The organism is Sinorhizobium sp. RAC02, assembly GCF_001713395.1.
GTDB lineage: Bacteria > Pseudomonadota > Alphaproteobacteria > Rhizobiales > Rhizobiaceae > Shinella.
Window position 1 is genome coordinate 1753697 of the sequence record NZ_CP016452.1, and the last position, 26112, is coordinate 1779808.

Annotated in this window: 19 protein-coding genes; 13 read left to right on the top strand and 6 right to left on the bottom strand. The window is 58.7% G+C overall.

The annotated features are described in order from the left end of the window. Positions 1–37 precede the first annotated feature (37 nt). From BSY16_RS29135 to BSY16_RS29150, 4 genes are all read right to left on the bottom strand, one after another. Positions 38–943, bottom strand: a complete 906-nt coding sequence (locus BSY16_RS29135; RefSeq protein WP_083243248.1) for a dihydrodipicolinate synthase family protein — start codon at positions 941–943, stop codon at positions 38–40. Positions 944–953: 10 nt separating this feature from the next. Further along, positions 954–2669, bottom strand: a complete 1716-nt coding sequence (gene araD, locus BSY16_RS29140; RefSeq protein WP_069063239.1) for an L-arabinonate dehydratase — start codon at positions 2667–2669, stop codon at positions 954–956. A 164-nt stretch (positions 2670–2833) separates the two neighbouring features. Further along, entirely contained in the window at positions 2834–3610 is a 777-nt protein-coding gene (locus tag BSY16_RS29145; protein ID WP_069063240.1) for an SDR family oxidoreductase, read from the bottom strand. Between the two features lie 11 nt (positions 3611–3621). Beyond that, a complete protein-coding gene (locus BSY16_RS29150; protein ID WP_069063241.1) occupies positions 3622–4392 on the bottom strand; it encodes a FadR/GntR family transcriptional regulator in 771 nt (256 codons plus the stop codon). Positions 4393–4576: 184 nt separating this feature from the next. On the opposite strand from BSY16_RS29150, the gene BSY16_RS29155 reads away from it, so the two are divergent. The 4 genes from BSY16_RS29155 (at position 4577) to BSY16_RS29170 (ending at position 8992) form a co-directional block, all read left to right on the top strand. After that, entirely contained in the window at positions 4577–5560 is a 984-nt protein-coding gene (locus tag BSY16_RS29155) for an arabinose ABC transporter substrate-binding protein (protein ID WP_069063242.1), read from the top strand. Between the two features lie 66 nt (positions 5561–5626). Beyond that, a complete protein-coding gene (gene araG, locus BSY16_RS29160) occupies positions 5627–7159 on the top strand; it encodes an L-arabinose ABC transporter ATP-binding protein AraG (RefSeq protein WP_069063243.1) in 1533 nt (510 codons plus the stop codon). Then, positions 7156–8106, top strand: a complete 951-nt coding sequence (araH, locus tag BSY16_RS29165) for an L-arabinose ABC transporter permease AraH (protein WP_069063244.1) — start codon at positions 7156–7158, stop codon at positions 8104–8106. The genes araG and araH overlap by 4 nt, the downstream gene beginning before the upstream one ends. Before the next feature lie 4 nt (positions 8107–8110). Next, positions 8111–8992: an aldose 1-epimerase gene (locus BSY16_RS29170; RefSeq protein WP_069063245.1), complete on the top strand. Its 882-nt coding sequence runs from the start codon at positions 8111–8113 to the stop codon at positions 8990–8992. 302 nt (positions 8993–9294) lie between these two features. On the opposite strand, the gene pseC is transcribed toward BSY16_RS29170, so the two are convergent. Beyond that, positions 9295–10464: a UDP-4-amino-4,6-dideoxy-N-acetyl-beta-L-altrosamine transaminase gene (gene pseC / locus BSY16_RS29175; RefSeq protein WP_069063246.1), complete on the bottom strand. Its 1170-nt coding sequence runs from the start codon at positions 10462–10464 to the stop codon at positions 9295–9297. Then, complete coding sequence (pseB, locus tag BSY16_RS29180) at positions 10461–11459, bottom strand: UDP-N-acetylglucosamine 4,6-dehydratase (inverting) (RefSeq protein WP_069063247.1); 999 nt, start codon at positions 11457–11459, stop codon at positions 10461–10463. The genes pseC and pseB overlap by 4 nt, the downstream gene beginning before the upstream one ends. Before the next feature lie 321 nt (positions 11460–11780). Here pseB and BSY16_RS29185 point away from each other — a divergent pair, with 321 nt between their 5' ends. The 9 genes from BSY16_RS29185 (at position 11781) to BSY16_RS29225 (ending at position 25933) form a co-directional block, all read left to right on the top strand. Further along, positions 11781–12794, top strand: coding sequence for a hypothetical protein (locus BSY16_RS29185; protein ID WP_069063248.1), 1014 nt, complete (start codon positions 11781–11783; stop codon positions 12792–12794). Further along, a complete protein-coding gene (locus BSY16_RS29190) occupies positions 12791–13942 on the top strand; it encodes an ATP-grasp domain-containing protein (protein WP_069063249.1) in 1152 nt (383 codons plus the stop codon). Before BSY16_RS29185 ends, BSY16_RS29190 begins: the two co-directional genes overlap by 4 nt. Beyond that, positions 13942–14856: an NAD-dependent epimerase/dehydratase family protein gene (locus BSY16_RS29195; RefSeq protein WP_069063250.1), complete on the top strand. Its 915-nt coding sequence runs from the start codon at positions 13942–13944 to the stop codon at positions 14854–14856. The genes BSY16_RS29190 and BSY16_RS29195 overlap by 1 nt, the downstream gene beginning before the upstream one ends. Continuing rightward, positions 14835–15929 (top strand): pseudaminic acid synthase, encoded by a 1095-nt coding sequence (gene pseI / locus BSY16_RS29200; protein ID WP_502696020.1) that lies wholly within the window; start codon positions 14835–14837, stop codon positions 15927–15929. The genes BSY16_RS29195 and pseI overlap by 22 nt, the downstream gene beginning before the upstream one ends. A gap of 214 nt (positions 15930–16143) precedes the next feature. Then, on the top strand, positions 16144–19266 hold the full coding sequence (locus BSY16_RS29205) for a hypothetical protein (protein ID WP_150130175.1): 3123 nt from the start codon (positions 16144–16146) through the stop codon (positions 19264–19266). A 50-nt stretch (positions 19267–19316) separates the two neighbouring features. Then, positions 19317–20030 (top strand): pseudaminic acid cytidylyltransferase, encoded by a 714-nt coding sequence (gene pseF / locus BSY16_RS29210; RefSeq protein WP_069063252.1) that lies wholly within the window; start codon positions 19317–19319, stop codon positions 20028–20030. 420 nt (positions 20031–20450) lie between these two features. After that, the gene (locus BSY16_RS29215; RefSeq protein WP_171902496.1) at positions 20451–22988 is read left to right on the top strand and encodes an HAD-IIIC family phosphatase; all 2538 of its coding nucleotides are present in this window, start codon (positions 20451–20453) and stop codon (positions 22986–22988) included. A 159-nt stretch (positions 22989–23147) separates the two neighbouring features. Beyond that, on the top strand, positions 23148–24629 hold the full coding sequence (locus tag BSY16_RS29220; RefSeq protein WP_083243174.1) for an SDR family NAD(P)-dependent oxidoreductase: 1482 nt from the start codon (positions 23148–23150) through the stop codon (positions 24627–24629). Next, complete coding sequence (locus BSY16_RS29225; RefSeq protein WP_069063254.1) at positions 24626–25933, top strand: DUF4910 domain-containing protein; 1308 nt, start codon at positions 24626–24628, stop codon at positions 25931–25933. Before BSY16_RS29220 ends, BSY16_RS29225 begins: the two co-directional genes overlap by 4 nt. The last annotated feature ends 179 nt before the right edge of the window (positions 25934–26112 follow it).

The window sequence follows — 26112 nt, forward strand, 5'->3', positions numbered from 1 at the left end:
TCTCCCTTGCGTCTTCCCCGTACATAGACGGTCCGTCCTATTCGGGAAAGCCACCCAGGGCCGCCGCATAGCGCAGGGTCATTTCCAGGCCGATCGACGTGGGCCGCGTGGCGGGCGCTCGGTCGTGGATTGCGATGCCCGCACGCTCGCCGAACAGACGCTTGCCGTAGCAGATGAGGGCCTCGATGCCCTGCATGGTGAAGACGACACCCGGCAGCATGCGGCGATATTCCTCCTCGGCATGCGAATCCCAGCCGTCACAGAAGAATTCGTAGGCGCGCACGGCATAGTCGATGGAATCGGGTGCCAGAATCAGGCCGCTACAGCCGATGCGCAGATTTTCCAGCAGTTCCAATCCCGCGCGGCCGTTGAAGACCGGCAGCCGACGTTCCGTCACCTCGATCAGGTGAGCGATATCGACGACCGGTCCCTCCCCCTTCACCAGGCGGATATTGGGGTGTTGGCGCACGAGATCGCGAATGTCCGTCGCCGTCAGACCCCGGCCCATCAGCGCCGGCGCGTTCTGGATGGCAAGCGGCAGGTCCGTGCATTCGGCGACGCGGCCAAAGAAACGGATATATTCGACGGCGGAGTATTGGCCGACCATCGGCGGCTGGAGGATCAGCCAGTCGGCGCCGGCGACCGTCGCATGACGCACCTGGCGCACCTGTTCCTCGACCGAGGCGCCGAAGATCGTCAGCGCGACGGGCACGCGGCCGGCGGTGTCCTCGACCACCCAGTCCATGATCGCCATGCGCTCGGCCTCATCGAGCTTGGAAGCCTCCGTGGCAAGGCCGAGGGCCGCCATACCGTGCACGCCGCTCGCCAGGCAGATTTCAACCTGCCGGCGCATCAAGGCGCGATCGAGTTTTTCCCGCTCATCGAAAAGCGCGTAGAGAATGGCGTGGATGCCGTGCAGGTCTTCAACGCGAAAATCCTTCACCATCGCCTCCTCAATGGCTCTCGCGGGGGACAGCATGGCCGCTGCCACCGACGAGAAAATCAAGGTCAGCCCCCGTATCGGCCTGCATGACGCGATCGACATAGAGCCCCTGGTAGCCGCGGGTCATCTCCGGCACCGGCGGCACCCATTCGGCCTTTCTGCGGGCCAGTTCGGCATCGTCAACATCGAGATGCAGTCGACGGCCGGCGACGTCGAGTTCGATAAAATCCCCATCACGCACCAGCGCCAGCGGGCCGCCGACGGCCGCTTCCGGTGCCGTATGCAGGACCACTGTGCCGAAGGCCGTGCCGGACATGCGGGCATCGGAAATCCGCACCATGTCGCGCACGCCCTTCTTCAGGAGTTTTTGCGGCAGTGCCATGTTGCCGACCTCGGCCATGCCCGGATACCCCCTCGGGCCGCAGTTCTTCAGAACCATAATCGAACTCTCGTCTATATCGAGGTCCGAATCGTCGATACGCGCCTTGTAATGATCGATGGTCTCGAAGACCACGGCGCGGCCACGGTGCTGCATCAGTGCCGGCGTTGCCGCCGATGGTTTGACGATGGCGCCGCTCGGCGCGAGGTTGCCGCGCAACACGGCGATGCCGCCGCTTGCGGTCAGCGCCCGGCCGCGCGGCAGGATGACGTCATCGTTGAAGTTTTCGACGCCATCGATATTCGCGCCGACGCTGCTGCCCGTGACTGTCAAAGCATCGAGGTCGAGGAGATCAGCAATTTCCTTCATGACAACCGGCAGGCCGCCGGCATAGTAGAAGTCCTCCATCAGGTAGCGGCCGGAGGGCATCAGGTTGAGGATGGTCGGCACGTCGCGGCCGAACTGGTCCCAATCGTCGAGCGACAAGGGCGTGCCGGTGCGGCCGGCGATCGCCAGGAGGTGTACCACCGCATTGGTGGAGCCGCCGACCGCGCCGTTGACGCGGATGGCATTGGCGAAGGCCGCGCGTGTAAGAATCTTCGACAGGCGCAGGTCTTCGGCGACCATGCCGACGATGCGCCGGCCCGTCAGCCGCGCCAGTCTGGCCCGCTCGGCATCGACGGCGGGAACAGCGGCGTTGCCAGGAAGCGCGAGCCCCAGCGCTTCCACCATGGAGGCCATGGTCGAAGCCGTGCCCATGGTCATACAGTGGCCGGGCGAACGCGACATGGCACTTTCGGCTGCCTGGAAATCCTTCTGCGACATCACGCCGGCGCGCACATCCTCGGAGAACTTCCAGACATCCGTGCCCGAACCGATGGTGCGACCGCGGAAACGGCCGTTCAGCATCGGTCCGCCGGAAATGACGATGGAGGGCAGGTCGCAGGAGGCCGCGCCCATGACGAGCGACGGCGTGGTCTTATCGCAACCCGCCATCAGCACGACGCCGTCGATGGGATTGCCGCGGATCGCCTCCTCGACATCCATGGAGGCAAGATTGCGGAAGAGCATGGCGGTCGGGCGCAGGTTCGATTCACCGCAGGAGAAGACCGGGAACTCCACCGGCAGGCCGCCCGCCTCCAGCACGCCCGCCTTGATATGTTCGATAAGGCCGCGGAAATGCGCGTTGCAGGGTGTCAGTTCGGAGAAGGTGTTGCAGATGCCGATGACCGGGCGCCCGTCGAAAACGTCGTCCGGCAGTCCGTTGTTCTTCATCCAGCTCCGGTGAATGAACGCATCCTTGTCCAGCCCGCCAAACCAGTGCTGCGACCGCAGTTTCCGGGACATTTTTACTCCTCCACAAATGCACGCTTGTAAGCCAACTTTTCTTTTCTCATATAATCGGAGTTATTTTTGGTCAAGCGGCGGAACGGACAAACCGGACAAAGAAAAACCTCCGGCGAGGAGACGCCGGAGGTTTCAGATGGGATGGAGAGATGTGCCGAAGACGGTCAGGGGTGGTGCAGCACACTCATGCCGCCATCGACCGTCAGGCAGGTGGCATTCATGAAGGGACACTCGTCCGAGACCATGAAGAGCGCGGCCTTGGCGATCTCTTCCGGCGTCGCGATGCGCCCGCCCGGATGGAGCTTCATCGTTGCCGCCTCCGCGGCGACGGGATCCGGGAAACTGTCCCAGTATTCGACGGCCTTCTGCGTGCGCACATAGCCGGGCGCCAGCGCGTTCACGCGCACGCCCTGCCCGGCATATTCGAGGCCGAGCGCCTTGGTCATGCCGAGCAGCGCATGCTTGGCGACCGGATAGGGGAAGGTGTGCGGGATGATGGTGAAGGCGTGCGTCGAGGCGATGTTGAGGATGACGCCGCCGCCGTCTCCGATCATGCCCGGCAGCACGGCCTTGCTGCAGTTCCAGGCACCCTTGAGGTTGATGTCGAAGCAGCGCTCCCAGTCGGCATCGGATAGCTTCAGCGGCTCGAAGAAGACGTTGGCGCCGGCATTGTTGACCAGCGCGTTCGGCCAGCCGATTTCGCGCGTTGCCACGGCGACTGCCCGTTCGATTGCCTCCGCATCCGTGATGTCAGCTGTCGCATGGCCGATCTTGCCACCCGTCGCACGAAGCCGTTCGGCTTCCGCGGCGAGCAGATCGCCGTCTCGGTCGATCAGGAAGAGGCTCGCCCTTTCGGCAAGGAAGACTTCCGCGATGGCAAGGCCGATGCCCTGCGCCGCACCGGTGACGACGATCCGCTTCCCTTGAAGACGTCCAGCCATGTGCGATCTCCTCAGCGTTCAGCGGTTGCGGGATGCTTGCGAACAGCGATCGCCAGATCGCGTGCCGCAAGATCAAGCATGCGGTGCGAGCATTCGCGCGCCGCCGCCTTGTCGCGCATGCGCAGCGCCTCGACGAGCCGCTTGTGGATTTCCAACGCTTCGTCCCGCGCGTCCGCCGCCTCATTCGAGGCGTGCAGTGAAAATTCCAGTGCCGCCTGGATGATGCTGGCAAGCTGCATGAAGACCTGGTTATGGCTGGCCTTCAGCAGGCCAGCATGAAAGGCGACGTCGGCCTGTGTGAACGCTTCGAGATCGCCCTCGGCGTCGCGCATGCGCTCCCAGGCCCGCTCGATTTCCGCCACCTCCTGCACCGTTGCCCGCGCGGCGGCAAATTCCGCCGCAAAGGGCTCGATGGCGCGACGCGCGTCGAGCACGCAGGTCAGGAGATCGAGTTCGAAGATGCGCGGGCCGATCCATTCCAGCACCTGCTGGTCGAGGATGTTCCACTCGTCCTTCGCACAGACGACGGTACCGACACGCGAACGCCCCCGCACAAGCCCCTTGGATTCGAGGATCTTCAGCGATTCCCGGATGACCGTGCGGCTGACGCCGTAGCGCGTGCCCAGCTCGTTTTCCGTCGGCAGGAAGGCGCCGACCGGGAAGATGTCGGCGCAGATATCCGATGCGATCGTCCGCGTGACGTTCTTCTGCACGCGCGGACGGCGCACGCCGCCCTCGCCTTCGGGCACGCCCAAACCTTCACCCAGTTCCTGCACGGCCATTCTCCATCCCACTCTCAGCGATCCATAACCCAGTTCGTGCCCGATGGCACGATGCGGATTCGCCCTTGATGCCATCTCTATCATACACTGATATTCAATTCATCATACAAGCGCAATTGACGAATATGATGAAAGACTTTACACAAAAGCTCACTGCACGCGCAGTTAATTTGGGAGAGAGACAATGGGCTTTATCAAAGCAGCCATCCTGGCTGGCACCGTCGCCGTGTTCGCGGCCACCTCCGCCTTCGCCGCCGACGTGAAGATCGGCTTCATCGTGAAGCAGCCGGAAGAGCCGTGGTTCCAGGATGAATGGAAGTTCGCCGACGTCGCCGCCAAGGAGAAGGGCTTCACGCTTGTCAAGATCGGCGCGGAAGACGGCGAGAAGGTTCAATCGGCCATCGACAATCTCGGCGCACAGGGCGTCCAGGGCTTCATCATCTGCACGCCGGACGTGAAGCTCGGCCCGGGCATCGTCGCCAAGGCCGCCGCAAACGACCTCAAGCTGATGACCGTCGACGACCGCCTGGTCAATGCCGATGGCAGCCCGATCGAAGACGTCGCCCATATGGGCATCTCGGCCACCAAGATCGGCGAGGCCGTCGGCCAGACGATCGTCGACGAGATCAAGAAGCGCGGCTGGGACATGAAGGACGTCGGCGCGATCCGCGTGTCCTACGACCAGCTGCCGACCGCCGTCGATCGCGTCGAAGGCGCTCTTTCCGTGCTGAAGGCCGCCGGCTTCCCGGAAGCCAACATTTTTGACGCCCCGCAGGCCAAGACCGACACGGAAGCAGCGCTGAACGCCGCAACCGTCGTGCTCAACAAGAATGCCGGCATCAAGCATTGGGTCGCCGTCGGCCTCAATGACGAAGCCGTGCTCGGCGCCGTTCGCGCGACCGAAAGCGTCGGCATTCCCGCCGACAGCATGATCGGCGTGGGCATCGGCGGCGCGGATTCGGCAATCAACGAGTTCAAGAAGCCCACTGCCACCGGCTTCTTCGGCACGGTGATCATCTCGCCGAAGCGCCACGGCTATGAGACCGCGCTCAACATGTATGAGTGGGTCGCCAACGGGAAGGAACCGGAAAAGCTGATCCTGACCGCCGGCCAGGTTGCGCTGCGCGACAACTACGAAACCGTTCGCAAGGATCTCGGCATCGAATAATCGTCCTCCCAAGATGATTTCAACCCGGCGGCGTGCTGCCGCCGGGCCTCTTTGGGGGGTGGTGACATGCAGGACTTTCTTGAATTCAAGGCGATATCCAAGGGGTATCCCGGCGTGCAGGCGCTCGCCAACGTTTCCTTCTCCGTGAAGAAGGGTGCTGTCCACGGCCTGATGGGCGAAAACGGCGCAGGCAAATCGACCCTCATCCGCGTGCTGTCCGGCGACCAGTCGGCCGATACCGGCGAGATCCGCATCGACGGCCAGTTGCAGCACTACCGCTCGGTGCGTGATGCCTTCGAGGCCGGCGTCATCGTCATCCACCAGGAACTCCAGCTCGTGCCCGAGTTGACGGTCGCCGAAAACCTCTGGCTCGGCCGCTTTCCCGGCAAGGCAGGCGTGATCGACCGCACCCGTCTTGTCGGCGTGGTGAAGGAAAAACTTGCGGATATCGGCATCGACATCGATCCGACCGTCAAGGTCGCGGCACTTTCGATCGGCGAACGCCAGATGGTCGAGATCGCCAAGGCCGTGATGGCCGATGCGCGCGTCATCGCGCTCGACGAACCAACCTCCTCGCTCTCCTCCCGCGAAAGCGAAATCCTTTTCGCCCTGATCGACCGCCTGCGCGCGCAGGGCAAGGTCATCCTCTATGTCTCGCACCGTCTCGACGAAATCTTCCGTCTGTGCGACAGCCTCACCGTGCTGCGCGACGGCAAGCTTGCCGCGCACCATCCGGAAATCGCCAAGGTCACGCGCGACCAGATCATCGCCGAAATGGTTGGCCGCGAAATCTCCAACATCTGGGGTTTTCGCCCACGCGAGCGCGGCGCCGTCCGACTGGAGGTCAAGAACCTCGCCGGGCCAAAACTGCGTACGCCGATCAATGTTTCCGTGCGCCAGGGTGAAATCCTCGGCTTCTTCGGCCTCATCGGTGCCGGGCGCAGCGAAATGGCGCGCCTCGTCTATGGCGCGGACAGTCGCTCGCAGGGCACCGTCAGTGTCGATGGGGCAACCGTCATACCCGACAGCCCGTCGCAGTCGATCCGCTCCGGCATCGTGCTTTGCCCGGAAGACCGAAAATTCGACGGTATCGTTCAGGGGCGCAACATCGAGGAGAACATGGCGATCTCCTCGCGCCGCCACTTCTCCCCTTTCGGCCTTCTCCAGCCGAAGAAAGAGGCGGAGCTTGCCGACCGCTTCATCGCGAAACTTCGCGTTCGCACGCCGTCGCGCAAACAGGACATCATCAACCTCTCCGGTGGCAACCAGCAGAAGGTCATTCTCGGCCGCTGGCTTTCCGAACAGGGCGTAAAAGTCCTCATCATCGATGAGCCGACACGCGGCATCGATGTCGGCGCCAAGTCGGAAATCTACGAAATCCTCTACGAGCTCGCCGGCCAGGGCATGGCGATCATCGTCATCTCCAGCGAACTGCCGGAGGTAATGGGCATCACCGACCGCATCATGGTGATGTGCGAGGGCCGGGTTGCGGCCGATATCGAACGGGCCGATTTCGACGAGCGCCGCATCCTCGCCGCCGCGCTTCCCGATGTGTCCAATGCCAGCGAACTCCCCAACCAGCAGGTCCAGTCGCGATGACGTCTTTGAAAAAACTCCTCCTCGGCGAGCAAGGCCTCGTGGTCATTTTCGCCATCGCCTTTGCCATCGTGGCGCTGACGGTCCCCAACTTCCTGACCGAGCGCAACATGCTCGGCCTGCTGCAATCGGTCGTCACCATCGGCATCGTAGCCTGCACGATGATGTTCTGCCTCGCCTCGCGTGATTTCGACCTCTCGGTCGGCTCCACCGTCGCCTTTTCCGGCATGGTCGCCGTCATGGCCTCGAACGCCTCGGGCTCGATCCTCGTCGGCCTCATTGCCGCGCTCATCTGCGGTGGCGGCGTCGGCCTCGTCAACGGCGTGGTGATCGCCCGCTTCCGCATCAACGCACTGATCACGACGCTCGCCACCATGCAGATCGTGCGCGGCCTCGCGCTGATCGCCTCGGACGGCCGCGCCGTCGGCATCAACGATCCGGGCTTCTACCAGCTTGCGCTCTCGAAATTCCTCGGCATTCCGACGCCGATCTGGGTCATGACCGCCTTCTTCATCGTCTTCGGTTTTGTTTTGAACCGCACCGTCTTCGGCAAGAACACGCTGGCGATCGGCGGCAACCCGGAAGCCTCGCGCCTTGCCGGCGTCAACGTCTCCAACATGCGCATCTGGATCTTCGCGCTGCAGGGCCTCGTCTGCGCCGTTGCCGGCGTGCTGCTCGCCTCGCGCATCACCTCGGGCCAGCCGAATGCCGCGACGGGCCTCGAACTCTCGGTCATCTCGGCCTGCGTGCTCGGCGGTGTGTCGCTTGCCGGCGGCCGGGCGGCGATGACAGGCGTCATCGTCGGCGTGCTGATCATGGGCATTGCCGAAAACGTCATGAACCTGCTCAACATCCAGGCCTTTTACCAATATGTCGTGCGCGGCCTGATCCTGCTTCTCGCCGTGTTGCTCGACAACTTGCGCTCGGCCGCCGCCGGCCGGCACGTCTGACCCTGTGACGAAGGATATCATCCTTCTCGAAAAGGGCGGGCTCGCTGTCGAAGTGAGCCCACTCGGCGGCGCCATCCTTTCGGCCCGCTGGCATGGCACCCCCATCCTCGCCCCGACGCCCTCGCCCGGCCTCGCTTCGCAGGTACTCGGCCGGGAAGCCTGTTTTCCCCTCGTCCCGTTCGGCAATCGCATCGAGGACAACGGTTTCCGCTTCGGCGGTCGAAACTACAGGCTCTCACCCCGCACGGCCGATCCGCTCGTCCTGCACGGCGATGGATGGCTTGAGCGCTGGTCGACCCTCCGGCAGAATCGCCAGGAGATCGTGTTTCGCTATGCGCAGGAGGCGAGCGCCACAACACCCTTCGCCTACGAGGTGACCCAGACCATCGCCATTGACGAGGATCGCCTGAGCTTGTCCTTGACGGTCACAAACTGGGCAAACCATGCGCTTCCCTACGGCTTGGGCTTCCACCCCTACTTCCCGCGCACGCCGGAAACGCGCCTTTTCGCAGAGGCCGCAAACCACTGGAGCGAGCAAGAAAATCATTTGCCGGGCAGTCCCGGCCCGGTTCTGCCAGACATGAACTTTGCATCCGGCGCCCGGCTTCCTGCGTACTGGCTAAACAACGCATTCGGCGGATGGAACGGCAAGGCAACCATCGAATGGCCGGAAACGGGAATTGCGCTTTCCATCGACGCTGACAGCATCTTCAAGCATTTCGTGCTCTATTCGCCATCGGCAGAAAGCGGTTTCTTCTGCTTCGAACCGATGACCCACCTTCCCAACGCCCATCACCAACAGAAAAGTGGCGGGCTCAATACGCTCGCACGCGGGGAACAGCTTGCAGTACAGGTCGTCCTTCTCTGCCGGAGAGTTTCCCCCTAAGCAGCACTTGGCAGCGTCGAGATGCATGGCATCGATCATGCTAGCCTCCAGCTTGGGACTTCCGCCGACATGGCCGCGAAAACACCGAGTACACACCGCCTCGCTGTAAACGACTTGTCAGTTGCAAGAAGCGGGTATCCGCAAATCCTGGGGCTATTCAGAGGGATGCTCGGCTGGTGTCAGGTCGGCCACCCGTATGGCGTTATAGCCGGCTTCAGGAGGGAGCCTGTTCGTCGCCTTGCCTATCGGAGCCCCTACCATCTCACGAGTTAGGGGCTCCGGCAAAGTCAGCGCGGCTAAATTCACCGCTGCAACGCACCACGCAGGGTATCGACGATGTAGCGTTGCTCGTCGTGCGTGAGGTTTGGGTATAGGGGAAGCGTCAAGGCTTCCCTATAATAGTGTTCCGTCTCTGGAAGATGAGTATCGACGTGACCATGTTCCCGCCAGTAAGGCTGCGTATGAACTGGAATGTAATGAACATTCACACCAATATTGTGAGCTGTCATTACGTCAAAAACCGCTTTCCTGTTTGGAGAGCCGGCTACGTCCGGGACACGAATGATATAGAGGTGAAAAGCAGAATAGGTGTCGTTTCGGCGGTACGGTGTCACGACGGGAATGTCGCTCAGCAAGGCGTCGTAGCGGGCGGCAAGAGCGTGACGCGCTGCGACGAAAGCATCGAGACGTGCCATCTGGCTTGCCCCAAGTGCCGCCTGAAGATCCGTCAATCGATAGTTGAAACCTAGGCCTTGCTGCTCGTAGTACCATGGGCCGTCCGGGACCTTGGACATAAGATCCGGTGCCCTTGTGATGCCGTGGCTACGTAGCAAAGCCATTTTTGCAGCTAGCTCATCATCGTTGGTCGTCACCATGCCGCCTTCGGCGGTGGTGATGATTTTTACAGGATGAAAGCTGAAAACTGTGATGTCCGAAAACTCACATCTCCCGACAGGCGTGCCCTTGTACTTTCCGCCAACGGCGTGCGACGCGTCCTCAACGATTTTGAAGCCGAATTCGCGAGACAACGCTGCAATCGCTTCCATGTCGCAGGACTGTCCCGCCATATGAACCGGGATGACAATCTTGGGAAGCCTGCCATCGACCTTGGCCTGCTTGAGTTTGGCCTCCAAACGTTCCGGGCAAAGGTTGAACGTTACGGGGTCGATGTCTACGAAATCGACGTCAGCCCCAAGATAGCGGCCGCAGTTCGCGGACGCCACAAAGGTAATGGACGACGTCCACAGCAAATCGCCAGGACCAAGGCCCAGGGCTGCGCAGGCGATGTGTAGCGCCGAAGTCGCGCTATTGACCGCCAGCGCATGCCGCACGCCACAATACTCAGCGACCGCCGCCTCGAAACGAGGCACAGCTGGCCCCTGCGTCAGAAAATCCGACTGGAGGGTCTCAATGACTGCTGCCACGTCAGCATCATTGATGTCCTGGCGGCCATACGGGATGCGACCGCTCATATTTTTCCAATCTTGTGGCTGTTTGCTTCTATCCATACCCCGAGCTCACTGGAACTCATCCATTCAGTGTTGTTGTCGCTCGTGTAAGCGAAGTCAGGCGCAACCTTCTTGCCGACCTTGATCCGCTCTTCGGAAATATGCCAGTTGTGAATTGCCGGCAGAATTTTGTAATAGCTATCGTATTCGTAGGTGTATTCAGCATCCTCAAGACCGATCATCTGCTCATGCAGTTTTTCACCAGGCCGGATGCCGACGATCTTGTGTTGAGCATCGGGGGCAACGGTCATCGCAACGTCCGTAACCTTCATGGACGGAATACGCTTCACGTAGATCTCGCCGCCGACCATGTCGTCGAACGCGTGCCAGACCAACTCCACACCCTGCTCCAGAGTGATCATAAAACGTGTCATCCGCTCATCGGTAATCGGAAGTTCACCTGAATCCCGAACAGACATGAAGAACGGAATGACTGAGCCGCGCGAGCCCATCACGTTCCCATAGCGAACGACGGCAAATCGCGTTTCGTGGCTGCCCGCATAGGAATTCCCGGCGATAAACAACTTGTCAGACGCGAGCTTGGTAGCACCGTAAAGATTTATCGGGCTGCTTGCCTTATCGGTGGACAAAGCAACGACGCGCTTGATGCCACGATCAATGCAGGCGTCAATCAAATTCATTGCGCCGTTAATGTTCGTCTTGACGCATTCGAATGGATTGTACTCGGCGGTTGGCACGATTTTCGTCGCCGCAGCATGAACAACGTAATCAACGCCGTCGAGGGCGCGGTAAAGTCGCTCGCGATCACGCACGTCACCGATGAAGAAGCGCACACGCTTGTCATGGCCGTATTTCTGCGCCATTTCCCACTGCTTCATCTCATCTCGGGAGTAGATGATCAGTCGCTTTGGGTTGAATTTCTCCAGAGTCATCGGCACAAACGTGTTGCCAAACGAACCTGTTCCGCCGGTTATCAGAATTGTACTATTATTGAGCATTTTGCCTCGTCAAACCATTTAGACTCTCTAGGATTCAGCATCCATGTCCGCAGCCTTTTAGCCAATAGCCTCTGAACTGCCAAGAAGGAAAGGATCGGTTCAGGTGATAATAACAGAAACGGCAACTTCCGCTCTTGGAGAGAGCCGTCTAAAAGGTAGCTCCACCCCGGTGAAAAATAGCTCTTGGGTCGGGAACTATCCACAGTGATCTTATGCGGCGATTCAAGACCTGACAAAATGAGCACAAGCGAACGATCCAGCGCACCTCGGAAACTTCTCATAGTCTGTGACAGCGGCCCAAATATTGGCTTTGGGCACCTCATGAGAAGCAGGGCAATAGCCGATACGGCGTGCCGAAACGGGATCGAGACGACGATCATTGGCCCCAAGCTACATTACTCGAACGAGCACGACAGAACCCGTTTTGCGGAGTGGATAGAATATCCAGAAAAGGGCGTCGACGGATGGGAGGACTGGACCCGATTACTGACACGGGTCGCGCAATCAAAAGGAGTTCGGCACGCAATAATCGATGACTATAGAGTCCCTAGTGCTCAGCAATTGGTGCTTCGGGAACATGGACTACGCATACTTCACCAATATGACGCCAGCGCCCCTCCTTCTTTTGCCGCCAACCTCGCCGTAAACGCCAGCCCGGCGGAAAGCGCGGCGCGCCACGCAAAGCAGTTGCTTCGCCATGATGTCGACTTCTTGAATGGGCCACGCTTTGCCGTGATAAGGGAGGCATTCGCCGCGACAGCCGTGCGCCCCATTGAAAGACCGGTCCGGCGAATTTTGGTTACGTTCGGTGGGGGAGACGACCGCGGCGGGATAGGGTTTTCAATTGGGTCATTGGCGCCAGCCTTGCGGCTGCGGCCTGACATAAGGCTTGTCGTGATGACCAGCGCGCAGAATCCCAATGTATCGGCAATCAAATCGCTGATTGAAGGGCAAGGGCTTTCCAATGTCGACATCGAACTTGATCATCCAGACGTTCCCGCGTTGATGGCTTCCTGCGATCTAGCGGTTATGGCCGGTGGCACATCAGTCTATGAAGCGGCCTTCTGTGGCCTGCCGATGATATTGATCGCGATTGCCTCTAATCAAGAAGGGCAATGCAAGGGATGGGACGGGCTCCGCGCCGCGCGCTATCTCGGCAACATCCAGGAGTTGCGTGAGCGCCATTTACTCAGCTGCACCCTCTCGCTACTTGACGACCGAGACGCAAGAATGAATATGGCGCGCGCCGGTAGGGACAATGTTGATTTAAAGGGCGCGACAAGACTTCTTGAGGCTTTGTTTGAACGCGAACTGGGATTTGAGGTAATTCAATGAACAATACCGTGCTGGTGCTGGGAAGCAATGCAGGGCAGACAGACCTGATTCGCCATATGAAGTCTCGTGGCTGGCGAACGGTGGCGTGCGCGCATGTCAGGAATCTTCCAGGCGAAGCTATCGCTGATGCGTTCGAGCAAGTCGATGTGCGGGATCCGGATGCCGTCGCAGCGCTTGCAAAGCGAGTGGGCGCAGACTTGGTCTATTCGGTCTCCTCGGACCTGGCCATCAAGACGGCAGTAAGCGTATCAGAGCGCCTGGGATTGCCACATTTTTACAGCAGCGATTTCATCGACCTCCTTGATCAAAAACACAAACTTCGTGCTCACCTCAATCAGAACGGGCTCAGTGAAGTTGCATATAAGCAGGTAACTAGCGCATCCGAAGGAAAGGGATGGTCGTCGTTTCCCTGCGTCGTCAAGCCTGCCGATGCGCAGGGCCAACGGGGAGTTGTGGTCGTCAAGGACAGCGACGAGCTGCTTGGGGCCTTGGACGCCGCGATTTTATTGTCTCCCAGCAAAACAGCGGTGGTAGAAGCCTACTTAGATGGCGTTGAAATTTCTTCGAATGTCCTCGTCTATCAAGGCGAGGTCGTTGTGAATGAGGTTTCGGAACGTCTCGTACACAGCGGTCACCTGTTTGGAATTCCGCGCGGTCATCTCGTTCCCTGTTACAATGTGTCCGAGGAAATGCGAGCTGCTGCGCGCCAACTTGTCCGCGATGTCGTCGCCTCGTTGCAGATCACAAGCGGTTGCTTGTATTTTCAGATGAAAATCACGCCGGACGGTCCGAAGATAATTGAAATCGCCCCCCGGCTCGACGGCTGCCACATGTGGCGTCTTATATATCACGCCCGTGGTTTTGATTTTCTAGCCGCCACCGTAGACGTATTGCTCGGCAAGGCCCCCGCGCTAGCCCTGCGGCGGGAAGACATACCCCTTCATGAGTTGCTGTTCCAACAGACCCCGCCGGGCAGCGTCTTTCAAGAAGCCGATTTTCCTGTACCAGCAAACGCGCACTATCACGAATACCGCTATTCTGACGGAGAGACGGTATTGCCTATAAACGGCCTTATGGAAGTGGTTGGCTATTATGTACGCATGACCCCGGCGGATGAGGTCAGCAAATATGGTGCGGACAAACGATAATGCGCGTTGCTGTAACCGGCGGGAATGGCTTCATAGGAAGCTATTTGTGCAAAAGGCTTCTAGATCGCGGAGATGACGTGGTCTGTATCGGGAGATCGCATGAATCTCTCGAGCAGATCGAGGGAGCCGTCGAAAGACATGTAACAGACTTCAGTCCCCAAGACATAACAACCGCAATGGCCGGTTGCTCCGTCCTCATACACCTCGCTGGCAGGCGAAGTGTGCGCGGGGAAGACATGGAGCTTGTCGCAGAATTTGCGCATACTGGCCTCACGATGCTTGATGGATTGCTCAGGGGTGCTTTGGCAAATGGCTTGAGACAGGTTGTGCAGGCGTCATCGATAGCGGTATATTCCGGGGCCAATACAAAGCCCTATTTCGAAAAAGAAGTTCCGATACCTGCAAGCAACTATGGATTGGCAAAGCTCTTCTGCGAACAGTACGCAGACTGGTGGAGTTCGCGGCATGGGATACCGGTTGCACATCTTCGCCTTGCGGCATCCTTCGGAGCTGGCGAACGCCTATCGCCGGCGCTAATGAACATTAGCGACCGCGCCTTTCAAAAAAAGAAAGTCAAGATTTCGGAGAGTGGACGCCACGCAATCGATCAAATTTATGTCGCGGACGTAGTCAATGCTATTCTGCGCATAGTAGATAACGGCGCCAAAGGCGCCTATAACATTGGTTCCGGCAGGGCCGTCAGTGTTCTTGAAATAGCAGAAACGGCAAACGATGTGTTCGGCAACGACGGAAACCTCGTCGTCGAGCCTGCCAATGAGCATTCCCGGCCCTCGGGAATCCACAATCATATGGTTATAGACCGCGCGCGCGAGCAGCTTGGCTGGGAGCCGGAATACACCTTAAGGCGTGGCCTTGAAGAAATGAGAGACAAATGGAGCTTGCTGCAAAAATGACCACGTCTAGTGTTCCGACGATCAAACAGGCCCTCTATGCTGGCACGCCGAAAGCCAATGACACGACCCCTTTCATCATCGCGGAGATGTCGGGCAATCACAACGCGTCACTCGAAAGAGCGCTGCGGATGGTCGATATCGCGGCCGAAGCAGGAGCAGATGCAGTCAAGCTGCAGACTTTCAAGCCGGAAACGATGACCCTCAACGTCAAGAAAGAGGGTTTTACGGTTACGGCAGAAAAGTCGCTTTGGAAGGGCAGAGAGCTGTTCTCGCTTTTTAAGGAGGCACAGACTGCTTGGGAATGGCATAAGCCAATTTTTGAACGGGCCAAAGAGCGAGGCATTCTTTGCTTCAGCTCCGCATTTGACGAAAGTTCCGTCGATTTCCTGGAGGAGATGGGCGCGCCAGCTTATAAAATTGCCTCGTTTGAATGCACCGACGTGCCTCTTATTCGATACGTCGCCCAGACAGGCAAACCGATGATCATTTCGACGGGAATGGCTTCACTGGGTGAAATCGAAGATGCGGTCGGGGCGGCGCGAGACGGCGGGTGCACAAACCTGACCCTGTTGAAGTGCACCAGCACTTATCCAGCAACGCCTGAGACGAGCAATCTGCTCACTATACCGCATATGAAGAGCCTGTTCGGTTGCGATATCGGACTGTCCGACCATACTCTCGGGATCGGTGCCGCGATCGCGGCTGTGGCATTCGGTGCGACAGTTATCGAAAAGCATTATACGATTGCTCGGGCCGACGGCGGTGTCGATTCCGCGTTTTCGCTAGAGCCCGACGAATTCAAAAGCCTCGTGACTGAAACGAAAGTGGCCCACGCTGCTCTCGGTAGGATCAGCTACGGCGCATCTGCCGAGGAACAACATGCCCGGTCCAAACGCCGCTCACTATATATTGCAGCAGACATGGCCAAAGGAGACATCCTGACAAAGGATAATCTCAAGCGCATCCGGCCAGGCCTCGGCCTAGCCCCGAAATACTACGAAAGCATGTTGGGACGCAGGGTAAACCGCGATCTGGAAATAGGTACGCCTTTCACGCTTGAGTTGATTGGATGATGGCGTTTGGACACCACCCCGAGGTCTTCGGTGTCGCTGGAGCGCGTAACATATCAACCAGCGTTGCGGCCCGATCTTCGGTCTGCCTCCCGGCAGCTCTTAGTCCATGCCCCAATCGCGGCCCGGAACTGTTGTCGCTTGTGACCGTACACGGGCATCGAGAACGCAGCAGAAACACACTGATCTTGAGGAAGGTTCCACAATGGAGCGCGCTATGATAGCCCCACAGAAGCCTTCGAATGGGCGCTGGACTATCAAGCGCTATCTCGCTCCCCTCTCCCTTAAGGTGGCGCTTAAATTTGCAGAGTACGGCTACCCCAACAAAGCGCTTGCCGTCTTGAGGTGGCGAAATCCCAAGGCGGCGTTGCAGCTTCAGGCCGACCTTCTGCGCAGGATGGGCCGTGAAGCCGAAGCGCGTGAAATGAGCGTTCGCGCATTGAGGAAAATACTCGCAAACTTCACGAGAGCCAACAATATTACTGGCATGCTTCGCGTGCTGGCCCAGCTAGAGGCTTTGGGCGGCTCCGGGCAAACCGCGGCCGGCAAAAAGATCGTAAATTACCTCAGCAATAAAGATGATCGGGAAAAACTTTCCCACGCTACTGAAGCTATCCTGAAAGCTTATCCAGAAAGCAAGTATTTACTGTACCTTGCGGTGTTAACCCGGTCGCTGCTGGGCGATTATCGGACATCGGCAAACCGAATCGAAACGCTTCTCGCAGATTCGGCTGTCCTGACGGATCGAAAGAAGAAACCCCAGTTTACGTTCTACGTACAATGCTGGGACGTGATTGATCGAATTGCTCGCGAGAACGTCGATTGGTCAAGCGAGGACGTTTCTGATGGCGGCGCACCGCAGCTTGAGTTCAACACACCTGACGATACCCAACCTGACGACACCCAGAATGAACTTGACAATGATGGGCCAATCCGCGCGGAAACTATTGCGCATTTGCCTATCGCAAATGATGCCTCACCAGACTCCGTCTTAGGTGCTCAGGTCCATTTTTTCAAGGAAACCCTAATCGAAGGACGGCGGCAGGCGGAGTTTTTGGCTCTGTGCGAAGAAGAGTTCCGCAACGCGCCCGCGCTCTCTTCAAAAATCTCGACTATTCGGCAGATGCTCCGCGTTGGGCGACGCCAGCTTCCCGACTACCGTCCGGCGTACGAGCGCGCAAGCGCTTGTCTGGACGAAGTGATGGCTGAAATCCGTGAAACGCTTCTGGAAGCAGACCCGCTAACGCTCATCACGCAAAAGCGAATCAGCACACTTTGCCAACTGCTCGTTCTGGTTCGAAAACTTGGCCGCCGCGAACTAGCCGAGGAGATTAACCAGCTTTTTGTCGTCCTCGCCAAGCATAAAAAAGTCGGCCCGGACATCTGGCAAGCCGCGGCGGTTATCGCAGCGGAAGCAGATTGCCACGAACATGCCGACGCGGTCATTCGAGCGACGCAGCGCCTCAAGCCAAAGCACGAGAATGACATCAGAAATTACCTGCGCTACGCTGTTTTGGCACAGCAGTATAAGGCCGGCGCTACATTTGTAGCGAGTTTGGCTAAGGGGTTTCGTCAGCGTGCGTGCTGTATACACTACGCCGAAATATTGCGTCGCCAGGGCCTATTCAAGGAAGCCGAAACGCTCGTTGCAGGGATCCTGGGCAACATTCTGGCAAATCCAAAAGCTCTAAAACCCGTACAGTGTTATCAAATTTTTATTCAAAAAGGTGAGTTGGAATTCCTGCGTCAAACAGCAGACATCCTTCGCGAGCAACAACAACCGCAGAAGCCGAAAGAGATTGTCTTGGTTTTTGCGCGCACTGTGGGAATGATGAGCAACTACCCTATCATGGCGCTTCGCGAATTCAAGCGCCGGGGATGGGCTCTAATTCCGGTCGTTGAGGGCCACTTTCCTCTCGACAAGACGGGCGATCCAGATATCGATGCCATGAGCTATGCCATTACAAAGAATGCAGAGCTTTCAACGGCGGCCTCTAAAATTCTTCCGCCGTTGGAAAATTTCGCGTTTTCGCTGGACGAGGGCCGCGTATCCTGGGACGACATCGATCTTTCCCACCCGCTCTGGGAAGACGCGTCGATCAAAAGGCGGCGCTATTCGGTGGTATGGGAATGCCCGGAATTGCAGCAAACGTCGGAAACGCTCGTCAACTGGACGAAATCCGCTGCCCGCGTTTTAAGTCATGTGCAGTCTCTACAGCAAAAAGATCCTGAACTGCGTGTGGCGATCGTCGGTCTCTTCAGTTCGCGACTCCCGGATGCGCTGTTACGTTTCTACTGCGACACCAACGGCAATCCAGATCGGCTGTTTTTCTTGCATGCGGCCAACGGTTACCAGAATTATTTCAACAACTTCTCCACGAACGTCTCTGAGCGGTTCGTTTTGCGTAATATGACGCGCTTCCCACAGGCGCGGTCGGCAAGTTTCCCTCTCCCTGACAACTTTGCCAATTATTACGATGAAAAGCGTCGGGAAGCCGATGAAATATTGGAGCGCTTCGAGGGGGTGACGAGGGTAAAACGATCTACAATGGGGCAGCGTGAACGCTCCCCTGATGCCGAAGCCGCCCGCAAGCGTATTTTGGAATGGCGTGCCCAAGGCGGTAAGGTCGCATGTGCGTTTGGCAAGGTCGTCTGTGATTCAGGAACCCCTTTCAACGGAGGCCCCACCCACGAGAACATGAGCGATTGGATCAATCATTGCGTTCGGGTGGTTGAAAATACGAAGACTTTGCTGCTGGTGAAGCCTCATCCGCATGAAACCAACAACCAAGTCGCAACCTTTCCAACTGAGTATTTTCGCGACCTTATTACAGAGCCGCTTGGCGAGAACGTAATGTTCCTGGGCAACCGTTGGTTTGATATGCACGATATGGGCGAGTTGATCGACATCGGTCTCATCTACAATGGCACGACTGCTGTCGAGCTGGGTATAATGGGTATTCCCTGCGTCCTCGCAGGGCATTTTGCACCGATTGACTACCCCATCGGTCACGTGGCGCCTCAGACCCGCAGCGAATTTGAAGAGTATCTTCGCTTCGAAAAGATCGCCCACGTCTCTAGTGACATCAAGAAACGCTCAGCTGTGTGGCTCAACTATATGAGCGACGAGAATTTCACCGTGGACTACCGTTTCCATACGAGACAGATTACCAACAAGAAGATCTATCCGCCTTTCTGGTTTCAGGAGGATGTGGCCGACATAGATAAGCGCGACGCCTCTGCGGCGATACTTGTTGATCGCGCACTGGGCCTGCGAGCCGAACCAGGTGGCAGGATTGAAGACACCGCGCCTGCCGCCCTCCCACAAGAGGTTCCATAAGGGCATGGTGGGTACAACCAAGCACCGCTACCAAGTCAGGATCTAGTTTCGTGCAAATCGCGATCATACCCGCCCGGGGAGGAAGCAAACGCATTCCGCGTAAAAACATATTGCCTTTCCTTGGTCGCCCGATGCTGAGTTGGCCAATCTCGGCTGCGGTTCGCAGTGGGCTTTTTGATAGGGTAATCGTATCAACCGACGACGATGAGATCGCCGACGTGGCTCGAAGCGCAGGCGCGGAAGTGCCGTTCAAACGGCCGGAGGAAATTTCAGACGATTTAACGCCGACGCGCGCGGTCATCAATCACGCCATCAATAGCGCCGAGACCTTCTTCGATCGAAGGGTGGATTTAGCGTGCTGTATCTATGCCACCGCACCGATGATCGAGCCCGATGACCTTTGTGCTGCACATGCGTGCCTGACGACAGAACCAAACGTCGATTTCGTCTTCGCTGCCGCGCATTTCGCGTACCCGGTCCAAAGAGCTTTGGTGGCAAATGAAAGCGGAACAGTCGATATGCTTTGGCCCGAGTATCGTACGACCAGAAGCCAGGATTTACCGGAAGCATTTCACGATGCCGGACAGTTCTACTGGGGACGTCGCGACGCATTCCTTGAGAATAAACCGATGTTTTCGGATCACGCCCATCCCTATATGATGCCGAGATCACGTGTTCAGGATATCGATACGCCAGAAGACTGGGCGTTTGCTGAGAAGCTGATGCAGCTTCATCTTCAACTTCCCTCGTCACAACGGCCATAGATTTTTAGCATCAGAAGTAGATCCCTATGGGGGCATAACCAGCTTTGGCGTGGAATGACGATAAAGTCAGGATCTCTATCCTCCTTCGCCCTCTTGCGGATACACAACGATTCTCTGACTAGGCTGTTTGGGGCCACTTTTAATGGTGCTGTATGTTGTAAAATTTGCCAACCTGGACCGGGTTTCTTTGAGAAGGTGATTATTTCATTGATTACTTTCCAATAGAGATCAACAGGGAGGCTTTATTATTCAGGGCTCAGCAATTGGGAAAGTTACCCTGCGCTCTATGATCTTGATCGGGTCTCGCGCAGAACGTTGATGATTTTGTCGGGAGCCGACGCCGGGAGCTGACACGATCAACGTTGCGTCCTATCTCACCTCATGATATTTGCGCTCGTTCGCAAAGAGGTGAAGCCAGCAATGCAACTTGATATTGAGGAAACCCGCGCGCGCCCTTCTTCCGAACATTCCGAAATCGGAGATGCGACATCGCGCGTCGCCTTCTACAGCGCGCTGAAAGCCGTCCTCTCTGGCGAACCATCCATCGCCGTTGTCCACAATTCTCTTTCGTCCCTGCTTGCCGAGCGCAGCTTTGGGCGTTTCGATGCCCTTTATGCTCTTAATCGTCTTGCGCGCGAAGGCTGGACCTTCGCCATACCGGCGTTCACCTTCAGCTTCTGCCGGGGTAAGACATATAGCTATCGCAACAGCCCGTCGGAAGTCGGTCTCCTTGCGGACTGGGCGCTGAGTGGTCTTCCGACCGCGCGCCGCACCGCGCATCCGATTTATTCCTTCGTCGTCTTTGGTCCAAGCGCCGCCGACATTCTTGCCTGTACCGGTGAAACGACATTCGGACGCGGCTCGACATTCGAGTTTTTCGAGGCTAACCGCGCGACGATCGTCATGCTCGGCTGCGGCTGGAACTATTGCACCCCGTTCCATCGGTATGAGGAACTGGCCAAAGTCCCTTATCGCTACATGAAGACGTTCACCGGCGAGGGCGATTTCGGCACAGGGTCCGCTCAGGTCACGGCACAAATGTATGTGCGTGATCTGCAAGCAGACCCTCGCAACGACTTTATGCCTGCGGTGAAGGAACTACGACGCAGGGGGGCGATCAAGACCGCTAAGCTCTGGCGCGGCGTTGTCGAGTCGGTAGCCATGAACCACTTGGCCGAAGTCTGCCGCGAGCAGCTCAAGGCGGACGGCTACGCCCATGTCAGCAATGGGCCGGCTGTCTCCCAGAGTTTCGCCGCCCGACGCGCACGCGAGCGTCAGGGACCGCTGAAGGTAGCGGTGCTTGGCAGCTCGAATGTGGAGATCCTCCGCGCAGCACTGGAGGGGGAAGTCGCCGCGCATGTGCAGGACCGTACCGTCGAAACGTTCAGCGTGCCTTATGGACAGATGCAGCGCGCGCTCATCGACCCTTCCGTCGGGCTTTTGGGCTTCGGTGCCGAATACACGCTTTTTGCAGACAGGCTCGAGGACGTCGCCGCGACGGTTTCCATCGATGGGATAGACGCCGGACTGCTTCACGACCGCGTTGCCGACTATGCCGACGCGATCGTGCACTATCGCCAACAAGCGCGCGGCTGGATATTCGTCGCGCGCTTCGCAGCATTGCGCGCGACCGGCGAGAGTTCCACCACTCAGGCACGCCTGATCGCGGAGATGAACGGCATTCTGGAAGCGGCGCTGCAAGGCGTCGACCAGATCGCCTGGATCGACATGGCACAGCAGGCAGCTCTTTCGAAAGGGCGCGTCACCGACGACCGCTTGTGGCATCTCGGGCGCTTCCCCTTCACGGAGCCTTTCTCGCAGCAACTGGCCAAGCACGTGACCGGACTGGTTCTTGCTGCAATGGGCAAGACCGCACGCGTCCTGGTCGTCGATCTCGACAACACGATGTGGGGTGGAGTGCTCGGCGAAGACGGCATCGACGGCGTGAAGATTGCCGGCGACTATCCAGGCAACGCCTTCCTCGCCTTCCAGAAGGCGCTACGCACCCTGGCACGCCGTGGGATAGCGATTGCCATAGCCAGCAAGAACGACACCGATCTAGCCTTGAAGATGATCGATGAACATCCGGGCATGGAGATCCGCAGCACCGACATCGTCACGCACAGGATAAACTGGAGCCCGAAGTTCTCGAACATCCAGGAAATTTGCGACGAACTGAGCCTTGGCTTGGAATCGGCGCTCTTCATCGACGACAATCCGGTCGAGCGCGAAGGCGTCAAACGGAATCTCCCTGCCGTCAAGGTCCTGGATCTTCCTCCCGACCCCGCCGAATATGCCGAGACGCTGCTTTCTTCGCCGTGGCTTGGCGTTATCTCCGTCACGGCTGAAGATCTGAAGCGGGTCGAAAGCTACAAGAACCGCGCCAAGATCGAACAGAGCCGCAAGACGGCCGTGAGCCTGGAGGATTTCTACAAAAGCCTCGGCATGACCTTGCATATGAAGCCGGTCGACGCCACCAACATCGCCCGTGCAGCGCAGCTCTGCAAGAAGACCAACCAGTTCAACACCACCACTCGGCGCTACGAGGCCGCCGATCTCACCGCGATTGCCGCTGCCGGCGGAGATGTGGCCGTCATCGCGCTGGAGGACAAGTATTCCGGCGAGGAGAACATCGGCCTGATCATCGTGAAGGACCATCCCGACAGGGAGGCGGCGGGCCTGATCGACCTCTATCTGATGTCCTGCCGTGTGTTGGGTCGCGGCCTGGAGACCGCAATAACCCGCTGGGCGATGACCCGCGGAACGCGGCGCGGCTGGCGGGAACTCAGGGGGCCCATCATCGAGACGGAACGCAATACCCCGGTTCGAGGTGTGTATCGGGACACCGGATTCGCTTACGAGGAAGCTTCGGGCGAGTGGGTGGCGGCATGCAGCCCCGATGTGGCCCTGCCGTCCTACCTCACCATTGCCGATCACATGCCGACTTCCAGCCGCTGATTGCCCGGCCACGTTTCAGAGACCCGACCATGAAGCAGTTCCCGCCTGCCACGACCGGATATCTGCCCAAGAGACCACGCGTTTTGACTGTGCCGATGGACCGCGCCCTGCTGTCGGTCCCCGGCAGCCATCTTCAAAGCAACAACACCCGAGGTACATGTGACATTGACCACAGCCTTTGATCGATTCCAGATCGGCGATCACATTGTTTTCGACAAAACGTTCGACCAGTCGCAATTCGATGCGTTCTCGAGCCTGAGCGGCGACCGCAATCCGTTCCACCACGATTCGGCCTATGCAGCTCTCCAGGGCTCTGACCCGCGCACGATCGTGCCTCTGCACATGACGCTCGCACCTCTCTCCATGATCGCCGGCATGGTCTTTCCGGGCGAGCCCTCCCTCTATCTCGGGCACGAGATCCGAGCCGCGAAGCCGGTCCACTATGGTGAAACGCTTCGCTATTCGGCGCGCATCGAAAGCGTCAACCAAAGCCATCACGTTCTTAACCTGCGGGTGCTGGCCCTGAAAGGCTCGGCGATCGTCCTTGATGCCACGATGCGGGTGCAGGCGCGATATGCCGATTGGGAATTCAATCCGCTCCATCCGATCCGGCGCGAAGAGGATGCTACAGCGCTCATTACCGGCGGCTCCGGTGAGATCGGCCAGGCAATCGCGGTCGCGCTGGCGCGGCAGGGTTACAGGTTGCTGCTTCAAGACCGCGGGCCTTCCGCGCGTCGCGACACCCTGGCCGCATTGCTTGAACACGAGAAGGCCAGCTTCGAATTCGTGGCCGCCGACCTCGCCTCCGGGACGGGACGCTCGGCTTTGACGCACGAGATCAAGGCGTACCGGGATCTTGGCCTCGTCGTTCATGCGGCGTCGGCTCCGGTCGAAGCCTCCGCGGAGACCCATGTCGCCATCGCATTCTCGGCTCTGGAGGCCATTGCCCAGGCCGCGCTACCCACCATGCTCGCTCGGCAAAGCGGTGCTTTTGTGTTGCTGGGAACCGTCGCTGTGGAAACGTTCCCACCGGGTTGGGAGGCCTATGCGGGCGCCAAGATGATGGCGACGCAGAGCCTTCGCTCGCTCGACACCGCGAACCGTCCCTACGGCGTCACCGGCCATACACTTGCACCGGGATATGTGGCCACTGCCTTTTCAGAAGCATATCGCGGCCCCGAAGCGTCGGCCTTGCTTCCCGCCGAGGTCGCATCGCGCCTGCTTACCCTGCTGAATGACCGCAAGTCCCTCGACCGTGACATGATCATCGAGCCCGGCAGGATCGAGCGCGGGCGTTTCGGCTTCGTGCCGGCCGGATCGCGGGTCCAGTCTTCCGCTTCGCCTGCCGGCGGGTTGCAGGAAGGGAGTGCCACCTCACTTGCGAGCGCGCCGAATGGCGGCGGATCGGACACCCAGCTGCAGCGCACAGTCCTGGCGGCGCTCAAGCTGCCGGCCGACTACGACCTCACCGGCGGTGGGCTTGGCATAACTCCCGGTTGGGACTCTCTTCGCCACATCGAGCTTCTGCTAACGATTGAAAACCAGTACGGCGTGCGGTTCACCTCGGGCGAGATCGACGCCACGCACCGCCTGGATCAACTCACCCGATTGCTTCAGCAGAAACGGCAGGTGCAAGTATGAATGATATGCCACAGAATCTCGCAGGGCCGGAAGAAGGGTTGGCGATGCATGCGCTCGCCACCGAACTGTTTCCCATCTGCCGGAGCATCACCGGTGACGGCGTGCGTCAGACCTTCGATATCCTGAAGCGCTACTGCCCGAATCTCGAGACCTTTTCCCTCAAGTCAGGCGAGCCGGTGCTTGACTGGACGATACCCGACGAGTGGAATATCCGTTCGGCGCGGCTTATCGGTCCGTCCGGCGAGGTGATTTGCGACTTCGCGGACCACAACCTTCACGTGGTTGGATACTCGGAGCCCGTCGATCGCGTGTTGTCGCTTGAAGAGCTTCAGCCGCATCTGCACTCCCTGCCGGATCAGCCCGACGCCATCCCCTACGTCACCTCCTACTACCGCCGGTATTGGGGCTTCTGCATCCCTCACAGCAAGCGTGCAATGCTGCAGCCGGGATCGTATCGCGCGGTGATCGACAGCACGCTTGCACCGGGCGAACTGATCTATGGTGAGGCCAAAATCCCCGGCGAAAGCGAGGAGGAGATTTTCGTCTCCACCTATATCTGCCACCCATCGATGGCGAACAACGAACTGTCGGGACCGATGGTCACGACATGGCTGGCGCGATGGATCGCCTCGGCGCCACGGCGCTACAGTTATCGCATCGTCTTCGTACCCGAAACGATCGGCTCGATCGCCTATATCAGCCGAAATCTTGCTGAAATGAAGAAGCGTATCGTCGCGGGCTTCAATGTTTCCTGCGTCGGTGACGACAGGGTCTACTCCTATCTGCCGTCGAGGGACGGCAACACATTGGCCGACCGCGCGGCCAAGCATGTTCTCGCCCACATCGATCCCGACTATATCCGCTACCGATACCTCGACAGAGGCAGTGACGAGCGCCAATATTGTTCGCCCGGCGTGGATCTGCCGGTGGCTTCCGTTATGAGGTCGAAATACGGTCGCTATCCGGAATATCATACGTCGCTCGACGACCTGACGCTTGTAACCCCGGCGGGTCTCCAGGGTGGGTTGGATGCGCTCAAACGCTGCATCGAGTGCATCGAAGGCAATCTCCGCTACAAGGTGACGGTTTTGGGCGAGCCGCAGCTCGGTCGGCGTGGCCTCTATCCCACGATGTCCACGAAGGGTAGCGCCGCGGGCGTGCGCTCCATGATGAACTTCATCGCCTATGCCGATGGCACGCGCGACTTACTGGATGTCGCCGAAATCATTGGCACGCCGGCATGGGAGCTTCTCGATTTCGCGCGAAAGCTGGTGGAACACGGACTTATGGAAGCCGTCGATTGATCCGTTGTATTCACATGAGGCTCTAGTCCGGCCTCCGCAGCGAACATATCACCCTTCCAGGCCGGCGATCGGAGAGGAACTGGAAACCGCCGTCTCAACAAGCCTCGACGAAAATCACACCTTCCCGCCATGGTTGTCGACGTGGTTGACGGCATGGGCGCCCCCCATTTTACGAAGCC

What these genes read in the sequence shown, in the direction of transcription:
- araD (WP_069063239.1), bottom strand. Translation starts at nt 2,669, where the DNA reads ATGTCCCGGAAACTGCGGTCGCAGCACTGGTTTGGCGGGCTGGACAAG.
- pseI (WP_502696020.1), top strand. Translation starts at nt 14,835, where the DNA reads ATGGAGCTTGCTGCAAAAATGACCACGTCTAGTGTTCCGACGATCAAA.
- BSY16_RS29215 (WP_171902496.1), top strand. Translation starts at nt 20,451, where the DNA reads ATGCAACTTGATATTGAGGAAACCCGCGCGCGCCCTTCTTCCGAACAT.
- araH (WP_069063244.1), top strand. Translation starts at nt 7,156, where the DNA reads ATGACGTCTTTGAAAAAACTCCTCCTCGGCGAGCAAGGCCTCGTGGTC.
- araG (WP_069063243.1), top strand. Translation starts at nt 5,627, where the DNA reads ATGCAGGACTTTCTTGAATTCAAGGCGATATCCAAGGGGTATCCCGGC.
- pseC (WP_069063246.1), bottom strand. Translation starts at nt 10,464, where the DNA reads ATGAGCGGTCGCATCCCGTATGGCCGCCAGGACATCAATGATGCTGAC.
- BSY16_RS29225 (WP_069063254.1), top strand. Translation starts at nt 24,626, where the DNA reads ATGAATGATATGCCACAGAATCTCGCAGGGCCGGAAGAAGGGTTGGCG.
- BSY16_RS29195 (WP_069063250.1), top strand. Translation starts at nt 13,942, where the DNA reads ATGCGCGTTGCTGTAACCGGCGGGAATGGCTTCATAGGAAGCTATTTG.
- BSY16_RS29145 (WP_069063240.1), bottom strand. Translation starts at nt 3,610, where the DNA reads ATGGCTGGACGTCTTCAAGGGAAGCGGATCGTCGTCACCGGTGCGGCG.
- pseB (WP_069063247.1), bottom strand. Translation starts at nt 11,459, where the DNA reads ATGCTCAATAATAGTACAATTCTGATAACCGGCGGAACAGGTTCGTTT.
- BSY16_RS29185 (WP_069063248.1), top strand. Translation starts at nt 11,781, where the DNA reads ATGAGAAGCAGGGCAATAGCCGATACGGCGTGCCGAAACGGGATCGAG.
- BSY16_RS29190 (WP_069063249.1), top strand. Translation starts at nt 12,791, where the DNA reads ATGAACAATACCGTGCTGGTGCTGGGAAGCAATGCAGGGCAGACAGAC.
- BSY16_RS29155 (WP_069063242.1), top strand. Translation starts at nt 4,577, where the DNA reads ATGGGCTTTATCAAAGCAGCCATCCTGGCTGGCACCGTCGCCGTGTTC.
- BSY16_RS29205 (WP_150130175.1), top strand. Translation starts at nt 16,144, where the DNA reads ATGATAGCCCCACAGAAGCCTTCGAATGGGCGCTGGACTATCAAGCGC.
- BSY16_RS29150 (WP_069063241.1), bottom strand. Translation starts at nt 4,392, where the DNA reads ATGGCCGTGCAGGAACTGGGTGAAGGTTTGGGCGTGCCCGAAGGCGAG.